Raw genomic sequence first — 679 nt, 5'->3', positions numbered from 1 at the left:
CGAAACTGCCAGCGCGCCTCAAGACGCAAATCGACCGGCTCCGCGAATTGGAGCGCTCACCGTCAATCGTTCACGATGCGGAGCACTGGAAAAAACCTCGCCGTTGAGTCGCAGATGGGGCGGCCGAACATGGACGAGCAATGCCATCGGTGAAACGCCATGCATCGAAGATTTTGAACGAGTACGGTGAGGCGCAATCTGAATTGATCGGCAAAGCCGTAGTCCTTACCGACGGAAAGGCAGGCACGGTGGAGAACGTTTGGCTGGATGAATTGCACGGGCTTCGTGTTTCGATCAAAGGTCATGATGGAAGATGGCCGGTCTCAACCATCAAGCTTGTGGGGAACTAGACCGCGCATTGGCTACCCCTGTCCAGAGCGCATTCCTTTTAGAACATTCCAAGCAGCATGAAGAACCCAATCTCGGCCAGGAAGGTTACGCTCATGATTGCGGACAGTGAGAAATGCGTCGCCCGCCGATAGAGGGTGCATGGCATGCCTCGCGTCTTGCGAAGGCCCCACGGGTAAATTCACCTGTGTTCCGAGGGTTTCAGTTCCAACGCAGGAGAACATGTTCCTCCCTAGTGTCCTGAGTCACAAGTTCGCAATCATAGATTCGCAGTAGATTCGCGTCGCTGTGCCAAGGATGGAGGCAAACAGCGACGGAGTCTCCAATGCCG

Annotated in this window: 1 protein-coding gene; it reads left to right on the top strand. The window is 55.2% G+C overall.

The window, feature by feature from the left end; genetic code table 11:
- Window positions 1–140: 140 nt before the first annotated feature.
- On the top strand, window positions 141–350 hold the full coding sequence (locus AC629_RS44110) for a PRC-barrel domain-containing protein (RefSeq protein ID WP_084810803.1): 210 nt from the start codon (window positions 141–143) through the stop codon (window positions 348–350).
- Window positions 351–679: the final 329 nt, after the last annotated feature.

The sequence above is a fragment of the Bradyrhizobium sp. NAS80.1 genome (assembly GCF_001908205.1).
GTDB lineage: Bacteria > Pseudomonadota > Alphaproteobacteria > Rhizobiales > Xanthobacteraceae > Bradyrhizobium.
Note: the sequence above shows the minus strand (reverse complement) of the source record. Positions and strands in the feature narration are given on the sequence as shown.

Excerpts from the sequence above, each read along its gene's own strand:
- AC629_RS44110 (WP_084810803.1), top strand. The coding sequence starts at position 141 with ATGCCATCGGTGAAACGCCATGCATCGAAGATTTTGAACGAGTACGGT.